Genomic DNA, 17,806 nt, shown 5'->3' with positions numbered 1-17,806 from the left:
ATTTCACAGCGCTACGACTTCAGCTAAGCCTCTGTTTTCATTTGGAGACAGATCGAGGCAGCAATCCCGGCATCTCACATTCTGAAAATATTAATTTTCATACTAGTAATAATTGACCAGAATTAATTAGGGCATATCGCGTGCAAGAACTCCTCCTCAAATGGGCAGCGGTGCTTTTACCCCATAGCACCCATGCAAAACTGCTGCCGATTCTGGAAAAAATACTCAGCACTCTCTTCAGCAAAGGCGAAGCTGGAGGAGCACAGCGGTCTGCCTTACTCGTCTTTGCATTGCGTGTCGCCAGTGCTGCACTTGCCTATATCATGCAAGTCATTCTGGCCCGTTGGATGGGAGCGTCCGAGTACGGCATCTTCATTGTTGTCTGGACGGTCGTTATCATTCTGAGCGTCTTTTCAGGGCTTGGCTTCTCAGTCTCTCTCCTCCGGTTCATCCCGGAGTATCTGGAAAAGAAGCAATACGAACTCCTCAACGGCCTGCTCTTTAGCGCCCGCTTCCTTGTTCTGCTCAGCTCAACAACCATCGCCGTCATTGGCGTTGCGATTGCGTGGCTCTTCTCTGATTTCATCAGCAACGCTTACATCCTACCGCTTTATCTGATCACCATCTGCCTGCCCATGCACACCTACACAGGCATGCTGGAAGGCATTGCCAGAGCGCAAGATTGGCAACTCAAAGCCATGGTGCCAGACTTCATTGGACGGCCCTTGCTGGTGCTTGCCTTTATGCTGATTGCACTCTGGATGGATTACCCGCCAACTGCGGTAACAGCTTGCATTGTCACCATCGCAGCTGTCTGGACCATCACCTTTATCCAGACAATCATGATGGAAGTATCCCTGCATAAGGCCCGCCACCCTGCTCCACGCAAGCTGCAGATTAAATCGTGGCTGCTGGTATCCGTGCCGATGCTGGCGGTAGATGGCTTCTTTCAGCTCATCACCAGCTCTGATGTAATCCTGATCGGCCTCTGGCTATCTCCGGATCAGGTCGGCATCTACTTTGCTGCATCGCGCACCCTCGCATTGATGCATTTTGTTTATTATGCCGTCCGCGCCGCCAGCGCTCCACGCATGGCGCGGCTCTACCATTCCAACAACAGAGCTGGCCTCAAAGACTTTGTAGGCAGCGCTGCCAAAATGACCTTCTGGCCAACACTGCTGATGGCTGGTTTCATTATGATTGTCGGGCCACTCCTCCTCTCCTTGTTTGGTGAGGATTTCGCTCAAGGCACGCCAATTCTTTACATTCTCATTATCGGCGTACTCGCCCGTGCATCTGTCGGCCCTGTAGATGCATTACTGACCCTCTCAGGTCACCAAAACACCTGCGCTAAGATCTACGCCACAGTCTTTGTTGTGAACCTTATTCTCAACTCAGCACTCATTCCGGTACTAGGCCTTTACGGAGCTGCTCTGGCAACCACCCTAGTCATCATTTTTGAAGCATGTGTTCTTTATCGCAGCGCCTACAGGCTTCTGGGCCTGCACACATTCATTTTGCCATTGAAGAGACGGGAAACTCCAGTCAATGAAGCAGGATAGCGCCACCATCAAACTGCTGACACCCGGCAAGGGCGAAGCCGCAGACCATCTGTGGCAAAACCTCTCCCAACATGCGCTGGAACCCAATCCGTTCTTCTCCAGCAGCTTCGTAACAGCCTTCAACACGCACAAGGCAAACCACTCTATCAAGCTGCTGTTGGCGCTGGATCCTTCCGGCACCAAAGCCCTTGCAGCTCTGCCGATCATGATGGTTAGGCGCGGCCTCCTCTTCAAACTGCCAAGTGCGCTGGCTGGAGATTATGGCCCACTCGGCACTTTGCTTCTCTCCGAAGAAGCAACGCCAGCGATCCTGAGCATTTTACTTGAGGCAGCCTGTAATCTGAGCCCAGCAAAAACACTGCTTCTTCCGTTCCATGGAACAGAGGGCGCTACCTATAATCAGCTGCAGAACACCTTGAGCATGCACGACTGGCAGCAACAAGTTGCTACTCAGGAAACTCGCGCATTCCAGCCTGCTGACCCTGAAGGACAAGACGCGTTTGACGCTTTGAAAAAACGCTCATCATGGAAGGGTGTCTTTAAGAACCAACGTCGACTGGAAAAGCAAGGCACACTCTCCTTCTCCATGCTGGAAACTGCAGAGGATACTCAAAGAGGTCTTGAAGAGTTCCTCAAGCTGGAAGCAGCAGGATGGAAGGGCAAGCAAGGCACGGCTCTGCTCTCCAGAGAACCTGACGCAGCCTTCACGCGCGAGATGGTCATTCAATCAGGCAAATCCGATGGCATTCGCATTGGGCAACTACATCTGGATGACAAGCTAATCGCGACCAACATCCTGCTCCGCGAGCAAGGCCGCATCTTCGGTTGGAAAACAACGTTTGACGAAAGCCTCGCCAAGTTCTCTCCCGGGCAACTGCTCATCTACTACAGCACGCAAAAGCTCTTGGAAGATCCGGCTTTCTCCGGTGCTGACTCCCTTTCGACACCAGACAACCAAATGGCCAACAAAGCCTGGACGGCAAGGTTCTCCTACACCACGCTCCTCATCGGCAAAGGCCCACTGGCCCGCTTTGCAATGTGGGAAGCAGAAACCGGCGCTCGCATAAAACAAGCATTGAAGAGCAGACTAAAGAAACTGCTGGGCCGCAAATAAACGCTAGCCTTCAACCAACTCAGCTTCTTCCTGCGCTCTGCTGCGCAAGATCCGGCGAATAACCTTCCCGCTGGTCGTCAAAGGCATCTCGGAGACAAACTCAATCTCACGTGGATACTCGTGGGCAGAAAGGCTCACACGCACGTACTGACGAATATCATCCACCAAGCCCTCGCTCGGCTCATAACCGTCTTTCAGCACAACATAGGCTTTCACGATCTCGGTGCGCACAGGGTCAGGCTTGCCCACCACGGCTGCCATTCCAACAGCTTCATGTTTGATCAGGCAGTCCTCAATCTCTGTCGGTCCAATACGATACCCCGCAGAGGTGATCACATCATCATTGCGCCCGACAAAGTGGAAGTAGCCATCAGCATCTACGACGCCCTGATCACCTGTCAGCATCCAGTCACCCAGAAACTTCGTCTCATCCGCATCTGGACGCTGCCAGTAGCCGAGGAACATAACCGGCGTACCACGGCGAACTGCAATCTCACCCTGCTCTTCGGGCTCGCAAATAGAACCATCCGGGCGAATGACAGCAACCTCATGCCCCGGCACCGGCTTGCCGATCGCACCAGCACGAGACACGCCTAAGCCAGCTCCGGAACCAAGAACGAGATTACATTCTGTCTGGCCATACATCTCGTTTGGAGAGACACCAAGAGCTTCCTGACACCAGACAAACGCCTCACGCCCCAAAGCTTCACCAGCCGAGCAAACCGAACGCAATTGAAGCTGATCTGAGTACTTACGATGATCCACGCTGCGCATCATCTTTAAGGCCGTCGGGGGAATAAACGCATTGCGAACACCGTGACGCGCCATCAGGTCAAAAGCACCTTCTGGATCAAACTTATCAATCCGCGCCGTTACAACAGGCACCCCAAACTTTAATGAGGGCAGAAGGGCATTCAACAAGCCACCAGCCCACGCCCAATCTGCAGGCGTCCAGAACAAGTCGCCAGCTTGCGGCAGCATTTCATGCGCCATCTGAATGCCCGGCAGATGGCCAAGCAGCACACGATGAGCAAGCAGAGCGCCTTTCGGCTGTCCTGTCGTGCCTGAGGTATAAATCATCAATGCAGGATTATCAGGCCCTGTCGCACAGCCCTCAAACTGTTCAGAACCTCGCTCTAACAAGCTCCAGAACTCAAGAGCACCGTCTCCAGCTCCATCAACGCAGAGCACATGCTCAAGAAACGGCAGTTGCTCACGAAGCGCAGAGAGCTTTTCAAGCCCAGCCTGATTAGTGATCACCACCTTCGCACCAGCATTCTCTAACCGATACCGCAGCGCTTCTGGCCCAAACAAGGCAGCCAGTGGCACAGCAATCGCGCCAAGCCGATAAATGGCAAGATGAGAGACAGCCGTTTCAGGCGCCTGTGGCAGCAGCAAAGCCACACGGTCTTGCGAAGCGACGCCTAGAGACTTGAGCGCATTTGCAAGCTGACAGGAGTTTCTTTTAAGACGACCATAACTCCACTCTTCCACATCGCCAGAAGGCAGCACATGCAGCAATGCAGCGCGATCCGGCTCAACAGCAGCCCAACGATCACACGCATCCTGAGCAATGTTGTAGCGCGCAGGAACGTTCCAACGAAACTCCGCGCGCAATTCCTCGTATGAAGTCAGTGGTGGCAGCACACCAGAATTCCTCTAGGCCCAAAATAATTAGTGAGGAGAGTGTACCGCTGCAGCGCACAATGAGAAACTGGCCTTTGGTCGTTCTTTTAGCAAGAACCCGAAAGGGGGTTAACGCGGTCCGGCGACAACCAAACTCCAGAAAACCTTGTACTTTGAGCGCGGCGCATAAGCCGTCGCAATACCAATGCGAGTTCCCTCAGCATCCAGCATCACCGCATTGTGCTTTGGAGAGTCACGCCAACCAGAAAAAGCCTCTGCCCATCTGCGATAACCTGCGCTCAAGTTATTGACCGCATGCACATCACCCTGCCCAGCATTCTTCATCAGAACAGAAAGCTTTAGATCACCCTTACGGGCCGCATTTACATCCTCAGCTCGGGCCATACCATCAGCCTGAGCCTGCGCAACTCGCATCAAGTCAGGATCAACAGTGACAGGAGGCAGGTCTTTTTGCGAGCGATAGCTGGAGATCATCGAAGCGACGGTGCTCGCATCAATCTGGGCAGAATGGCTCTCCAGATTTTGATAGTAGCTAGGCGTTTCTTCGGTACTGACACAACCAGAAAGCGTCACACCAACGGCAAGAAAGAGAGCAATGCCCGCACCACGAAACATCTTCATGCAAAATCACTTTTCGGCAAAATTCGAATCTCAGAGCCACACTACCTACTAAATAAGGCAAACCAAGCTCAAACTAAAAACACACGCATAAGTGAATAAAAAAGGCCGGGCGAACCCGACCTTTCAAAACAAACAGAGAGAATGCTCAGGAAGCTTCTTTCAAGGCATGAGGCTTAGCTGGCGCTTCAGCCTGCTCATCCTTGGCTTTCTCTTCAGTACCGTCATCCGCTTCCTCAGAATGCTCTTCTGGCGGCGTCAGCACACTGCCCATCTCTTCAGGGCTCAGAACACCCATGAGGCGTCCATCCTCACACACAACAGGAACCGGATAATCCGCTTCCAGAGTGGTCGGCAGAGCTTCTTCCAGAGTACTCTCCAACTCCACTGCATTGCTGTCATCAGCAAAGGCATAAAGAGATGGACTATCACCAGGTTTAGCAACTTCCTCAGCGAGGGCTTCCTGCGTAACAATACCGCGGAACTCTTTGTTCTCAATCACATAACCGAAGTCTTCGTCATGACGACGCATATCGGCCAGCGCTTTTTCCATATTGTCATGGGTAATACGCAAGGCTGGTGGCTGCATAACAGTATCAACTGTCAGCACCCGGGCACGGTTCACATCACGAACAAACGCACGCACATAGTCATCAGCAGGCTCAAGCAGAATTTCAGGCGGCGTACCAACCTGAGACAAGACCCCGTCCTTCAGGATCGCAATCTTGTCACCAATACGCAGCGCTTCATCCAGGTCATGCGTGATGAACACGATGGTCTTGTGAAGCTTTTCCTGAAGCTCAACCAACTGGTCCTGCATCTGAGAGCGGATCAACGGATCAAGCGCGGAGAACGCCTCATCCATCAGCAAAATGTCAGCATCAGTCGCAAGCGCACGAGCAAGGCCCACACGCTGTTGCATGCCGCCAGAGAGCTGGCTTGGGTACTGATCTTCAAAACCAGCAAGCCCTACCGTCTCAATCCATTCACGAGCAGTCTGTTCACGATCCGCTTTCGCAATACCCTGCACTTCCAGACCATAAGCCACATTCTGCAAAACAGTACGATGCGGCATCAGGCCAAAGCGCTGGAACACCATGGACATACGATGGCGGCGGAAGTCCTCCAGCTCTTTCATGGAAAGGCCCATAACATCCTCGCCATCCACCAGAATGTGCCCGTCAGTTGGCTCAATCAGGCGGTTGAAGTGGCGGATGAGTGTGGACTTACCAGAACCGGAAAGGCCCATGATCACAAAGATCTCGCCCTTCTCGATGCTGAGAGAGACATCATGCAAACCAAGGGTGTGGCCAGTTTCAGCAAGCAGCTGATCTTTGCCCATACCATCTTTGACTTTGGCAAGCTCTCTATCGGGAGCGCTACCAAAAATCTTGGTAATGTTTTGTACTTCGATCAATGCCATATCAGCGCCTCACCCTGTTACCTTGCGATGCGCCTGCATCCGTTGTCCGGCAGACTGTGTGATACGGTCGAACACAACAGCAAGAACAACAATTGCCAAGCCGCCGAGCAAACCCTGCCCTGCATCATTGCGTTGCAATCCAAGCAGAACGGTTTCACCGACGCCACGTGCACCAATCATGGACGCAATCACGACCATAGCCAACGCCATCATCATAGTCTGGTTAATACCCTGCATGATGGATGGAAGCGCAAGTGGGATCTGAACACCCTTCAGGATCTGCCAACGCGTGGCACCAAAGGCCCGGCTCGCCTCAACAACCTCAGCATCAACATAGCGAATGCCAAGATCAGTCAGGCGGATGAGCGGCGGAGCGGCATAGATAACGGTCGCCAGAATAGCTGGCACCTTACCCAGACCGAACAACATCGCCGCCGGAATGAGATAAACAAAGCTCGGGATTGTCTGCATTAAGTCCAGCACCGGATTGAGCAAAGCTCTGAAGCGGTTTGAACGGGCAGAGATAACACCAAGCGGCACGCCGATAATCACGGAAATGAACACAGCAACCAGCAGAATTGCCACTGTCTGCATCGCCTTTTCCCAAAGGCCGAGCGTACCAATAAACCACATCGCGGCCACCATCACCGCGCTAAGCCCCCAACGACGGCTAGCAGCAAAGGTGATCAGCCCGATGCACACCAGAATGATAACCGGATCAGCCCCACGTAGGAGCCGCTCCAGCCTCACCAGCAAAAACAGGATGGAGTTGGAAAAGGCTTCAAATCCATCGCCGTAGTTCACGACGAGAAAGTCAACCAGATCGTTTGTGGAAGTTCGGATAGGTTTCCCAAAGTTGGGAAACACGTCGAAAGCCATGTGATCCTCTTATTCTTAGCAAGGATCACGGAACCTGGTCCCGTGATCGTTTTCTTATTCGCTAATTCTCAAAAAGCACTCAGGTCTCTTTGAAATTACAGAGCAGATTTCACACGCTCAGCGACATCAGCCGGAACCCAGCCTGTCCAGATTTCTTCGTTGTTTTTCAGGAACTCAACTGCAGCATCGTCAGTGGTGCCACCCGTGTCCTGCATGTAGGCCAGCGCCTTGGAAACGTCGTTACTGGTGGTCTCATAAGCAGTCAGGAACTCAACCAGTTTAGGCGCTTTCGTATGGAACTCGGTGTTTACAAAAACGTGCGTAGCAGAAAGCGGGTACGCAACAGCTTTGGTCACCTTGGACGGATCAGTCTCAGCAGAGAGCTCATCCCAGACTTCCTTGTTGTATGCAGGCTCTTCCAGCTGGATCAGATCATCAGCAACCTTACCCATCACCCAGGTTGGACCCCAGTAGTAGAACAGGATCGGCTTCTTACGGCGGATGTTGGATTCAATCGCAGCAGCCAGCGCAGCACCTGTGCCCGGACGGAAGTTCACGAAAGTATCGTTCAGCTTGTAAGCATTCAGCTTCTTGGAGTTGATGACCTCACAGCCCCAACCAGCAATACAGTTGTAGAAGCGGCCCTTCTCTGGCTCTTCCGGATCAGAGAACACATCCTTGAACTTTGGAAGATCAGCAACGGACTTCAGGCCCTTTGCAGGCGCATCATCCCCCTCAACCAGATACTTCGGCACAAACCATGCCTGCGTCGCATCCGGGAAGTTCACGCCAAGATCAACAAACTGCTTCTTTGCCTGACCTTCAGCAAGGGCTTCAGTCACGTTATCCGGCCAGATTTCCATAGTCACGTCGATATCGCCACGCGCCATACCGTTCAGAAGCGGAATGGTGGAGCCTGGAATAACATCAGTTTGGCAACCGTAACCCTTCTCAGCAATGAACTGAGCAACGGAGTTATGAAACGCATTGGAGTCCCAGTCCAAACCAGCAAAAACGATAGGACGGTCCAATTCACAAACAGGATCTGCAGCTTCTGCTGATGACACAGCAAAAGGTAGTGCAACTACGCACGCAGCGAGAGCAGATTTAAAATTCAACACGGATGCCTCCAAACAACCAAAACATATTTTTTGTTCGGTCAGAGAGAAAAGCCGCCAAAGACAGCTTGTCGTTCTGGCCGTAATGCTAAGTCAAAAACTCAGCAATTGCAGGACACGCTAGGTTGAGCACATCAACTGCACGATTAAAAATAGATATATTCAAATTTCTGTCAACTTAGACATCTGCTCAAGATATTTTTGCAAAATAAATCAAAAAAGAAATACTTTATAAATACAACGAATATGAAGTTATAAACCTTATATAACGCCTTACTACCACCAATTAAAACGCAAAATAAGAGAAAAAAAATTTACGGAAGCAAAACAACTATTTTAAGCTTTCTTTTACAGAAAATTCCCACGGAAAATTCAGGTAATTTCACAGTAAATCCAAATAAAAAAACGACTCCAAATAGAACCGCTTAATCGCACAAATTACAAAAAGAAAAATACAGAGAAAATCTGCTTTGAATTGCTAATATTGAATGGTCATTCAATAAAAAATATAAGAGAGAAACTTATAAGAAAAAAGGAAGTTGGCAGCACATGCACACCAACTTCCTTTGTTAAGCCTGCTTAGCTTTGAGTGGCTTCCATAACATCCTCAAGAGACCGCAAACCGGTCTTAGGGGAACATACCAAAACCGACATGTTTCCAGGGGCATGTTGGTTCTTCCACATTTTCATATGAGCCTGCGGAATCTGCTCCCATGAGAATACTTCACTCATGCAAGGGTCGATACGGCGATCAATCACGAACTTGTTCGCCTCACTCGCCTGCTTCAGGTGCGCGAAGTGAGAACCCTGAATACGCTTCTGACGCATCCATACGTAACGCGCATCAAAAGTGATGTTGAAGCCGGTCGTACCCGCACAGAACACCACCATACCGCCACGCTTAACCACCAGCGCGGATACTGGGAAAGTCGCCTCACCCGGGTGCTCAAACACCATATCGACGTCATTGCCCTTGCCGGTAATCTCCCAGATGGCCTTGCCAAACTTACGGGCTTCCTTCGTCCAGGCATCAAACTCAGGCGAGTTCACCTTCGGCAACTGGCCCCAGCAATTGAAGTCCTTTCGGTTGATCACGGCTTTAGCGCCAAGCGACATCACGTACTCGCGCTTGCTCTCGTCCGAAATCACCCCGATTGCATTCGCCCCCGCAGCTGCAATCAGCTGCACAGCAAACACACCAAGACCACCGGAAGCACCCCAAACCAGTACGTTCTGGCCCGGCTTCAACTCATGCGGCGCATGGCCAAACAACATGCGGAAAGCAGTCGCCAGAGTCAGCGTATAACAAGCGCTTTCTTCCCAGGTCAGATGCTTCGGACGATGCATCAACTGCTGAGACTGAACACGTGCAAACTGCGCAAATGACCCATCAGGCGTCTCATAACCCCAGATCCGCTGGGAGCTGGAGAACATTGGATCACCACCGTTACATTCCTCGTCGTCACCGTTGTCCTGGTTACAGTGAACAACAACTTCATCGCCGACTTTCCAGCGCGTTACCTTGGAACCAACGGCCCACACGATGCCAGAAGCATCAGATCCCGCAATGTGATACGGCGTTTTGTGAACGTTCAACGGAGAAATCGGCTCACCAAGAGCAGCCCAAACGCCGTTGTAGTTCACGCCAGCAGCCATCACCAGAATGAGTACTTCGTGGCTGTCCAACTCCCATGTTGGCACCACTTCTTTGACCATTGCTGTATCAGGGGAACCATGGCGATCCTGGCGAATGGCCCACGCCCACATGTTCTTTGGAACATGTCCCAGCGGTGGAATTTCACCAATCTCATAAAGGTCCTTGAACTCAGAGCCTCCCTCTGACCCAGCTTCGACAACCCGTGCAACGGAACTCATGATATTCTCCTCCAAGTTTGCGTTGCGCCCTTCCCTCATGAGAGTGAAAGCATGTCCTTCTGCTAACGCTTCCAATCCACTATTTGCTGCAACGCAAAACAATACAACCTGTCAATATCGGCTATTTGGGAATTATCATTACAAAGAACTCACAAAATATATACAACTATTGCTTAACTTGCGAAGAATACTTCTTCTAATGTTGCATTGCACCAACCACTAAAACCTATGCAAAGGTGTGGGCAGAATAGAGATCTTGTCCCTTATAAAATGCTGACAGGATCAGGGAGGCAATAGACTATGAGTACCGGTTCACCTAAAGGTGCAATTAAAGACCGTCCGTGGATGTTCCGCACATACGCAGGGCACTCAAACGCTGCAGACAGCAACCGGCTCTACCGCACGAACCTGGCGAAAGGGCAGACGGGCCTCTCTGTCGCGTTCGATCTCCCGACACAGACAGGATACGACCCGGACCACCCGCTTTCACGCGGCGAAGTCGGTAAAGTAGGCGTACCAGTCTCGCACCTAGGCGACATGCGCACGCTCTTCAATGAGATCCCGCTGGAGCGCATGAACACCTCCATGACGATCAATGCGACAGCCCCGTGGCTGCTGGCGCTCTATGCCGCTGCTGCAGATGAACAGGGCGCAGACCGTTCTTTACTTGCAGGCACCACACAGAATGATCTGATCAAGGAGTATCTCTCCCGCGGTACCTATGTTTTCCCACCTGCCCCGTCCATGCGTCTCACAACCGATGTGATTTCATGGACATACACGAGTATGCCCAAATGGAACCCGATGAACGTGTGTTCCTACCACCTGCAGGAAGCTGGAGCGACACCAGTACAGGAGCTCTCCTTCGCTCTCGCCACAGCAATCGCTATTCTGGATAACGTACGCGCCTCTGGCGTGGTGTCCGAAAGCGATTTCCCGAAGCTTGTGGGCCGCATCTCCTTCTTCGTGAACGCAGGCATGCGCTTCATCACTGAGATGTGTAAAATGCGTGCGTTTACAGAACTTTGGGATGAGATCTGCCGCGAACGCTACGGCGTTGAAGAAGAACGTTACCGCCGCTTCCGCTATGGCGTTCAGGTTAACTCACTGGGCCTGACAGAGCAGCAACCGGAAAACAACGTCTACCGCATCCTCGTGGAAATGCTCGCCGTCGTACTTTCCAAGAATGCCCGTGCCCGCGCTGTCCAGCTGCCAGCATGGAACGAAGCCCTTGGCCTGCCACGCCCATTCGACCAGCAATGGTCCCTGCGCATGCAGCAGATCATGGCCTACGAGACCGACCTGCTGGAATATGCAGATATCTTCGATGGCTCCAAAGAGATTGAAGCCAAAGTCGAGCTGCTCAAAGAACAAGCTCGGGAAGAACTTGCCCGCATCGCAGAGATGGGCGGCGCAGTCGCAGCTGTCGAATCCAGCTACATGAAACAGAAGCTTGTGGAGTCCAACTCCAAACGTCTGGCAGGCATCGAGTCCGGCGACCAGATCGTTGTTGGCGTCAACAAATGGACTGAAACCGAGCCTTCACCGCTCGCCTCTGACGAAGACGGAGGCATCCTCACCGTGCCTGAACATGTGGAAGAGGAAGCAATCCAACGCATTCAGGCATGGCGTGAAGAGCGTGATGACAACGCGGTTCAGGCCGCGCTTCAGGAGCTGCGCGCTGCTGCTTCATCCGACGACAACATCATGGAAGCCTCCATCAAAGCGGCTAAAGCTGGAGCGACCACAGGTGAATGGGGTGCAGCCCTGCGCGAAGTCTTCGGCGAGTACCGCGCACCAACCGGCGTCGGCAAAGCAGCACCTGATGACAACGAAAACCTCGCAGACGTTCAGCAGAAAGTCTCTGCTCTCTCAGAAAAGCTAGGCCGTCGCCTCAAGTTCCTTGTTGGCAAACCGGGTCTGGATGGCCATTCAAACGGCGCAGAGCAAATCGCAGTCCGCGCCCGTGATTGCGGCATGGAAGTCGTCTACGAAGGCATCCGCCTCACACCAGCGCAAATCGTCAACGCCGCTCTGGAAGAAGGCGTCCACGTCATTGGCCTTTCCATTCTGTCCGGATCACATCTGGCACTGGTTCATGATGTGCTCGATAAGATGAAGGAGAACGGCCTAGAAGACATCCCGATCATTCTGGGCGGCATCATTCCTTCTGAAGATGCGGAAGAGCTGAAAAAAGCAGGTGTTGCAGCTGTTTACACACCAAAAGACTTCCACCTGACGGAAATCATGTCAGACATCGTCCGCATCGTGGATGAGCAGGTCAACGAAACCGTCTAATCCCAAACGTAGTTACGCAGGTTGGGCAAGCTGAACAGGCTTTTGCCCAACCAACCGGATGCCAGCTGCATCCTTGAACCGCTCTATCATCGCCTCAATAAAAATCTCTGCCTTCCGCGTCATCGCCTCGCGGGATGGATAAACGAGATAAACCGGCTTTTCCTCGCATTGATAATCTGGAAGCAACCGCTGCAATTGGCCGGTTTCCTCATAATCCTGCATCATAAACAATGGCATACGTGTGAAACCAACGGAGTTCAAAAGCGCCTGCACCATCACCTGCGGATGCCCAGCGACAAACTCAGAATTCACCCTCACCTCATGCCGCTTGCCATGCCTGAAAAGGTCGAGTGAATCGACAAGTTTTTCGTTCCGGTACTGAATGTAATTGAGTGCAGAAAGAGCCTCCGGAGTTTGCGGCACACCATGCCTGGCAAGATAATCCGGGCTTGCCGCCAAACAGGTCTCGACAATCGCAATCTTCCTGGAAACACCGGAGGTATCCCCCGTTGCGCCAGTGCGAATGGCCAGATCAATGCCATCCTCGACCACATCAATAAACTGGTCTTCCATCCTGATTGAGACCGTAAGATCCGGATACTGCTTTCGCAGATCAAAAATGAGCGGTGTAATTATATCGCCACCCATGGGTTGCGAAACAGAAACAACCAGTGATCCACTCTCAGCAGCCACCTGTTCCTGAACAGCCTCAAACATCAGAGCACTCTGACGCAGCATCTTCTGGGCATGCTCATAAACGATCTTGCCCGCCACTGTTGGCTTCACACCCTTGTTCGTTCGGAAAACCAGCTCCTGCCCCACCTGCGCTTCCAGCAAGTTCAACTGCTGGCTCATGGCAGGCTGGCTGATGTGGCGTTGACGCGCACCACCGCTCAGCGATCCACTATCGATAACGCGAACAAAACTCTCCAGTAAATTCAGAAGATCCATGATCTGCCCCATAAGCACTGCTTATATCCAAGATAAGGCTTGGCCCTCTGCACTTCCAGCATCAACCCAACAATATTGCTCCCATCGCTTGTAGATGAGGAGCCTTTCATGACACTTTCACGCCGATCTTTTTTATCCGCAGCCGCCTCTGTTGCAGGCGCAGGCGCAATTGCCCCTGCAATGTCGAGCATCGCATTGGCAGCAGCACCCAAAATTGGCGCACAAGTTCCTGGCATCTATCGTTTCTCGGTAGGTGACATTGAAGTAACGGCAATTCTTGACGGACACTTGGGATTAGATCCGTCATTGGTCGTGGGGTTTGACCAGAAGGTAGCGGAAGAAACTCTTAAGCAGAACTTTCGTAGCCCCAATACAGGGGACATGTCTATCTCTGTAAACGGATATCTCATTAATACGGGGGAACATCTTGTCGTTGTCGATACCGGCACCGCAGACCTGATGGGCCCAACTCTGGGCCGCTTCCACCAAAACCTGAAGAACGCCGGGTATAACGCCGCTGACGTCGACGCAGTCGTTCTGACACACCTGCACATCGACCATATCGGCGGTCTTGTCTCCAAATCAGGAGAGAAACTCTTCCCCAACGCAGAGTTCATTGTTCACGAGGTTGAGCATACGTTCTGGAATGACGAAAACACACGCGCACGCTTCCCCAAAGACCTACAGAATTTCGTAGATCTCGCACAGAACGCCTCAAAGCCTTACGACAATAACAAAACACTCATCAGCAAGGACGGTGAGTTCATCAAAGGGCTGGATGCCGTTCTTCTCCCCGGCCATACACCGGGCCACATGGGCATCCGCATTCACTCCAACAATGAGGAAGTACTGATCTGGGGCGATACAATCCACTCCTCGGCCCTCCAGTTCGCCAATCCGGACTGGACCATCGCCTTCGACATCGATCAGGACATGGCCCGAAAAACACGCCGGACGATACTGGATCGCGTCTCAGCCGACAGAACTCCAGTAATTGGCATCCACCACGACTTCCCCGGCCTTGGTCACGTCCGCAGAGATGGTGATGCCTTCGCCTATGTGGAAACCAGCTGGCAGCATAAGCTCTAAAAACAAAAGCTCACGAGGCACCTCGTGAGCTTTTTCTCATTGAGCAGGCGATAATGGCGTTGCCGGTACAGATGGCGGCGCGATTGGCTGTGCCGGCGTCAGCGGAATAGACGGCGTGACAGGCGGAGCGATCGGTTGCGCTGGCGTTAAAGGAACAGCTGGCACTTCAATTGGCCGCGATGGCTGCAACGGATAAGCCGGGATCTCACGCCGTGGGTGTGGGTAAGGACGCCAATGCGGATAGCGTGGGTAGATCGGATACCGCCGATAGATAAATGGCAGTCCCACATAAGGCGCAACATATGGCAGCGTGCGTGAGTAATGCGGTCCCTCGACGCCATAACGGATATACCGCGCAGAAACCCACCCCGGAGCACCACGGAAGGTCAGATCACACCATGAGCCGTTCTTGGTGCAGTAGTTGATGAACACCACACCACCTGCCGGAATGGTCGTAATGACAGGATACTTGGTTCCCGGCCCTGTTCTCATATTCACACCAGTTGTCGTGTAACCAGCATGTCCACTCTGCGCAAAGGCAGCGTTGGAATAGATGATAACGGCCAGAAGAACGAGGCCAGCCAGCACCCAGGCTATAATCTTCATGATGACCTCTTCCTGTTGCTCTGAACAATCAACGGCCATAAGCCGGACCTCCATAAGAAGGCCCTCCAAATCCCGGCCCAGCGGGGGCACCACCAGCAGGCGGCAAACCAGTTATCGGTGGAGCGGGAGGCAACGGACCGGATGGCCCCGGTATTGGCGGTGGCAATGAGCCCGGACGCGCAGAACCTGCTGGATAAGCACCGGGAGGTGGATTGAAGGACGGATGATCAGCACCCCGATCCGTTGGCAGATACGGCTGCGCCTGCCCCGGCCTCAGGCTATCACCCGGTTCAACGGGCCGATCAAGAGGCTTGATGGGCGGTATGATGTTGCTGCGTTCACTGAACTGAACCTGCCGGAATCCCGGATAATCAACGGAACCTGAGCGTGTCGACAAACTGCTGGCACTCACAGATTGAGCCACCATACCCGCTGCAAGACAACAGCCTACAAACATTGCGTATTTCATTTGACCCTGATCCTAACTGCAGGCTGGCCAAAACTTACAGCCAGCATAATTAGGAGAAGAGTGCCACCAAGGGGCTAACAACGTGGCCTGACAAAACATCGGGTTTTAAAAGCAATTTATGTCTTGCCTTGAAGAATATAACGTGAACAAAATCGCAGTTCATATCAGTTTTTCTGGCCAGAACCGCGCCTAACCCTTAGGTTTAGGCCATGATTCTCCAAAGCAGGTAAGAACGCCCCCATGACGAAGCGCCTCAAAATTGTAACGTGGAACATTAACTCAGTCCGTCTCCGTCTTCCGATCGTCGAGAAAATGTTACTGGACCACGCCCCGGATGTGTTGTGCCTGCAGGAAACAAAATGCCCGGATGGCAGCTTCCCAACAGCCGCGATCAACAAACTGGGTTACCGCCATGTAGAGGTGCACGGCCAAAAGGGCTACCACGGCGTTGCCCTGCTCTCGCGCGTACCGTTAGAAAACGTTGAGCGCAAAGAGTTCTGCGAAATGGGCGACACCCGCCACATCGCAGCTGATGTTGCTTTCAATGGCGGCAAAGTCCGCATCCATAATTTCTACGTCCCAGCAGGCGGCGATGTGCCGGATCCAGAGGTCAACGACAAGTTCGCCCACAAGCTCAAGTTCCTCGATGAAATGGAAAGCTGGTTCAAAGGCTTCGACGGCCAGTCCATCGTTGTTGGCGACCTGAACATCGCCCCTTACGAAAACGACGTATGGTCCCACAAGCAGCTCATCAAAGTGGTGTCCCATACGCCGCTGGAATGTCAGCGCCTTGAAGACGTGCGTGAAGCTGGCAACTACGTCGACACCATGCGCAAGCACATGCCGATGGATCAGAAGATCTACACCTGGTGGAGCTACCGTGCGAAAGACTGGTCCGCATCAGATAAAGGCCGCCGCCTTGACCACGTCTGGATGACACCGGAAACAGCACAGCACACCAAAGACGTCCAGATCATGCGTGATGCCCGCGGCTGGGAAAAGCCATCCGACCACGCCCCAGTCATGGCTGTACTGGAAGCTTAATCTTCCAACACGCAATACGATGTGAGTAAGAAGCGGGAGCAACCTCCCGCTTTTTCTGTATCTACGCCTTACGGAATGAGTAGAACTTTGCCCTTGGCTCTGCGGCTGGAGATCTCCTCCAGACCAAGAGCAATATCCTCAAACGGATATTCAGCGTGGATATGCGGCTTCAATTTGCCCTCAGCCACCCATTGGAACAACTGCTCACAATCCTTGTAATGCTCCTCAGGTTCCCGAACCACCGCATCCCCCCAGAACACACCGAGGATGTCACAGCCTTTCAGCAGCGCCAGATTAGCCGGGATCCTCTGAATAGTACCGGACGCAAAGCCAACAACCAGATAACGCCCGCGCCAGCCAGTGGCCCGCAAGGCATCATCCGCATAGTCGCCGCCGATCACATCATAAACGACCTCAAGCCCTTTGCCGTCTGTCAGATCTTTCAGCTTCTGCTTCAATCCACCTTGAGAGTAATCAACCAACTCATCAGCACCACAAGCTTTTGCATGGGCCAGCTTATCTTCAGAAGAAGCACAGGCAATCACGCGACCACCCATCAGCTTGGCAACCTCAACAGCCGCCTGCCCGGCTCCACCGGAAGCTCCAAGAACAGCAACGCTTTCCCCCGGCTGCAAGTGCGCTCTGCTGCGCAGGCCATGGATCGCCGTGCCATACGTGATCAAAAGACCTGCCGCATGCTTGAGCGAAACGGCATCAGGCACCAGAACCACTTCATCCTCAGGAGCAACATACAGCTCACGTGCTGCACCCCATTTCGCATAGGACGCCACACGATCCCCAACCTTGAAGCGAGTCACACCTTCACCCACAGCTTCAACAATACCGGCCATCTCACCTGATGGAGAAAACGGAAGCTCAGGCTTGAACTGGTATTTGCCCTGAATGATCAGAGTATCAAAATAGTTGAGTGCCGCTGCCTTCACGCGAACCAACACTTCTCCCGGCCCAGCACTTGGATCTTCCAGTTCCCGAACAACCAGATCACTCGGCCCACCAAGCTTTTCGCAGATAACAGCTTTCATGAAATACAGCCCTCTCTCTTACCCGCAAAATTACACGCGCAATCGCCAAACCTCAAAACCGCCATTGGTG

General features: G+C 52.6%; 15 protein-coding genes. 5 read left to right on the top strand and 10 right to left on the bottom strand.

Features of this window, described 5'->3' with window-relative positions; all coding sequences use genetic code 11:
- Positions 1-140 precede the first annotated feature (140 nt).
- Complete coding sequence (locus AC3CB2_RS12090) at positions 141-1,562, top strand: lipopolysaccharide biosynthesis protein (protein WP_352931962.1); 1,422 nt, start codon at positions 141-143, stop codon at positions 1,560-1,562.
- Positions 1,549-2,676 carry a GNAT family N-acetyltransferase gene (locus tag AC3CB2_RS12085; RefSeq protein ID WP_352931964.1) on the top strand — a complete coding sequence of 376 codons (1,128 nt, stop codon included), beginning with the start codon at positions 1,549-1,551 and terminating at the stop codon, positions 2,674-2,676. Before AC3CB2_RS12090 ends, AC3CB2_RS12085 begins: the two co-directional genes overlap by 14 nt.
- Before the next feature lie 3 nt (positions 2,677-2,679).
- Here the strand turns inward: AC3CB2_RS12085 and AC3CB2_RS12080 are convergent, their stop codons facing one another.
- The 6 genes from AC3CB2_RS12080 to ccrA all read right to left on the bottom strand — a co-directional run bounded on the left by AC3CB2_RS12080 (position 2,680) and on the right by ccrA (position 10,236).
- The gene (locus AC3CB2_RS12080; protein ID WP_352931966.1) at positions 2,680-4,323 is read right to left on the bottom strand and encodes an AMP-binding protein; all 1,644 of its coding nucleotides are present in this window, start codon (positions 4,321-4,323) and stop codon (positions 2,680-2,682) included.
- Positions 4,324-4,431: 108 nt separating this feature from the next.
- Positions 4,432-4,944 carry a CAP domain-containing protein gene (locus tag AC3CB2_RS12075; protein ID WP_352931968.1) on the bottom strand — a complete coding sequence of 171 codons (513 nt, stop codon included), beginning with the start codon at positions 4,942-4,944 and terminating at the stop codon, positions 4,432-4,434.
- 145 nt (positions 4,945-5,089) lie between these two features.
- Entirely contained in the window at positions 5,090-6,364 is a 1,275-nt protein-coding gene (locus AC3CB2_RS12070) for a quaternary amine ABC transporter ATP-binding protein (protein WP_352931970.1), read from the bottom strand.
- A 9-nt stretch (positions 6,365-6,373) separates the two neighbouring features.
- Positions 6,374-7,231: an ABC transporter permease gene (locus tag AC3CB2_RS12065; RefSeq protein ID WP_083416910.1), complete on the bottom strand. Its 858-nt coding sequence runs from the start codon at positions 7,229-7,231 to the stop codon at positions 6,374-6,376.
- Positions 7,232-7,338: 107 nt separating this feature from the next.
- The gene (locus tag AC3CB2_RS12060; protein WP_008550338.1) at positions 7,339-8,364 is read right to left on the bottom strand and encodes an ABC transporter substrate-binding protein; all 1,026 of its coding nucleotides are present in this window, start codon (positions 8,362-8,364) and stop codon (positions 7,339-7,341) included.
- A 576-nt stretch (positions 8,365-8,940) separates the two neighbouring features.
- Positions 8,941-10,236, bottom strand: a complete 1,296-nt coding sequence (ccrA, locus tag AC3CB2_RS12055) for a crotonyl-CoA carboxylase/reductase (protein ID WP_054784898.1) — start codon at positions 10,234-10,236, stop codon at positions 8,941-8,943.
- 300 nt (positions 10,237-10,536) lie between these two features.
- Between ccrA and AC3CB2_RS12050 the strand changes: the two genes are divergently transcribed.
- Complete coding sequence (locus tag AC3CB2_RS12050) at positions 10,537-12,534, top strand: methylmalonyl-CoA mutase family protein (RefSeq protein ID WP_352931973.1); 1,998 nt, start codon at positions 10,537-10,539, stop codon at positions 12,532-12,534.
- A gap of 12 nt (positions 12,535-12,546) precedes the next feature.
- Here AC3CB2_RS12050 and AC3CB2_RS12045 read toward each other — a convergent pair whose 3' ends face one another.
- Positions 12,547-13,485 carry a LysR family transcriptional regulator gene (locus AC3CB2_RS12045; protein WP_352931975.1) on the bottom strand — a complete coding sequence of 313 codons (939 nt, stop codon included), beginning with the start codon at positions 13,483-13,485 and terminating at the stop codon, positions 12,547-12,549.
- Positions 13,486-13,593: 108 nt separating this feature from the next.
- Between AC3CB2_RS12045 and AC3CB2_RS12040 the strand changes: the two genes are divergently transcribed.
- Positions 13,594-14,574 carry an MBL fold metallo-hydrolase gene (locus AC3CB2_RS12040; protein ID WP_054784891.1) on the top strand — a complete coding sequence of 327 codons (981 nt, stop codon included), beginning with the start codon at positions 13,594-13,596 and terminating at the stop codon, positions 14,572-14,574.
- Between the two features lie 36 nt (positions 14,575-14,610).
- Here AC3CB2_RS12040 and AC3CB2_RS12035 read toward each other — a convergent pair whose 3' ends face one another.
- Both AC3CB2_RS12035 and AC3CB2_RS12030 read right to left on the bottom strand, forming a co-directional pair.
- The gene (locus AC3CB2_RS12035) at positions 14,611-15,180 is read right to left on the bottom strand and encodes an SH3 domain-containing protein (protein ID WP_208990317.1); all 570 of its coding nucleotides are present in this window, start codon (positions 15,178-15,180) and stop codon (positions 14,611-14,613) included.
- Positions 15,181-15,208: 28 nt separating this feature from the next.
- On the bottom strand, positions 15,209-15,649 hold the full coding sequence (locus tag AC3CB2_RS12030; RefSeq protein ID WP_352931977.1) for a hypothetical protein: 441 nt from the start codon (positions 15,647-15,649) through the stop codon (positions 15,209-15,211).
- Between the two features lie 240 nt (positions 15,650-15,889).
- Between AC3CB2_RS12030 and xth the strand changes: the two genes are divergently transcribed.
- The gene (gene xth / locus AC3CB2_RS12025; protein ID WP_193384383.1) at positions 15,890-16,693 is read left to right on the top strand and encodes an exodeoxyribonuclease III; all 804 of its coding nucleotides are present in this window, start codon (positions 15,890-15,892) and stop codon (positions 16,691-16,693) included.
- Between the two features lie 68 nt (positions 16,694-16,761).
- Here the strand turns inward: xth and AC3CB2_RS12020 are convergent, their stop codons facing one another.
- Entirely contained in the window at positions 16,762-17,736 is a 975-nt protein-coding gene (locus AC3CB2_RS12020) for an NADPH:quinone oxidoreductase family protein (protein WP_352931979.1), read from the bottom strand.
- Between the last annotated feature and the right edge of the window lie 70 nt (positions 17,737-17,806).

It is taken from the genome of Pseudovibrio sp. SCP20, from assembly GCF_057774105.1.
The sequence above is the reverse complement of the archived record's forward strand: the minus strand, read 5'-3'. Positions and strand labels throughout refer to the sequence as shown.

What these genes read in the sequence shown, in the direction of transcription:
- AC3CB2_RS12085 (WP_352931964.1), top strand. Translation starts at nt 1,549, where the DNA reads ATGAAGCAGGATAGCGCCACCATCAAACTGCTGACACCCGGCAAGGGC.
- AC3CB2_RS12075 (WP_352931968.1), bottom strand. Translation starts at nt 4,944, where the DNA reads ATGAAGATGTTTCGTGGTGCGGGCATTGCTCTCTTTCTTGCCGTTGGT.
- AC3CB2_RS12070 (WP_352931970.1), bottom strand. Translation starts at nt 6,364, where the DNA reads ATGGCATTGATCGAAGTACAAAACATTACCAAGATTTTTGGTAGCGCT.
- ccrA (WP_054784898.1), bottom strand. Translation starts at nt 10,236, where the DNA reads ATGAGTTCCGTTGCACGGGTTGTCGAAGCTGGGTCAGAGGGAGGCTCT.
- AC3CB2_RS12050 (WP_352931973.1), top strand. Translation starts at nt 10,537, where the DNA reads ATGAGTACCGGTTCACCTAAAGGTGCAATTAAAGACCGTCCGTGGATG.
- AC3CB2_RS12045 (WP_352931975.1), bottom strand. Translation starts at nt 13,485, where the DNA reads ATGGATCTTCTGAATTTACTGGAGAGTTTTGTTCGCGTTATCGATAGT.
- AC3CB2_RS12040 (WP_054784891.1), top strand. Translation starts at nt 13,594, where the DNA reads ATGACACTTTCACGCCGATCTTTTTTATCCGCAGCCGCCTCTGTTGCA.
- AC3CB2_RS12035 (WP_208990317.1), bottom strand. Translation starts at nt 15,180, where the DNA reads ATGAAGATTATAGCCTGGGTGCTGGCTGGCCTCGTTCTTCTGGCCGTT.
- AC3CB2_RS12030 (WP_352931977.1), bottom strand. Translation starts at nt 15,649, where the DNA reads ATGAAATACGCAATGTTTGTAGGCTGTTGTCTTGCAGCGGGTATGGTG.
- xth (WP_193384383.1), top strand. Translation starts at nt 15,890, where the DNA reads ATGACGAAGCGCCTCAAAATTGTAACGTGGAACATTAACTCAGTCCGT.
- AC3CB2_RS12020 (WP_352931979.1), bottom strand. Translation starts at nt 17,736, where the DNA reads ATGAAAGCTGTTATCTGCGAAAAGCTTGGTGGGCCGAGTGATCTGGTT.